Origin of the sequence: Streptomyces fulvoviolaceus (assembly GCF_000718165.1) — a bacterium.
Classification (GTDB): Bacteria; Actinomycetota; Actinomycetes; order Streptomycetales; family Streptomycetaceae; genus Streptomyces; species Streptomyces fulvoviolaceus.
In genome coordinates, this window is sequence record NZ_JOEY01000184.1 from 1 (window position 1) to 380 (window position 380).

Below are 380 nucleotides of genomic sequence, written 5' to 3' on the forward strand. Positions count from 1 at the left end.
CGGTGAGGTCGTAGAAGAAGCGGCGCGGGTTCCCGGTCGGGTTGCCGTGGGTGTCGAGGCGCCAGGCGGCGAGGTGGTCGGCGTTCATGTCGACGCCGACCACACCGTGCGTAAGGGCGGCGGCCATAGGGATGGTCTTCGATGCCGGGATCTGCCAGGAGGCGGTCACATACCAGCGCCCGCGTACCGTGTCGTAGTGGATGCGGTAGGCCACCGCCCGGTTCGCCGCCACCCGGTCCGCCCACTCGGGCCCGCGGTGCGGGAAGGTGACCCGGCAGGCCAGCACGTACCGGCCGTGCGGGGCGTTGGCCAACTCCATCAGCGGGGCCGGGAGTTTGATGCTGACCTCGCCGTCCGGGCTGATGCGGAGGGTCTCGTTG

The 380-nt window shown here is 70.8% G+C and carries 1 pseudogene; it reads right to left on the reverse strand.

Going from position 1 to position 380, the window contains the following annotated elements:
* Nucleotides 1-380 (reverse strand): annotated as a pseudogene (locus IG08_RS0153430) (IS200/IS605 family accessory protein TnpB-related protein); the annotation flags it as partial.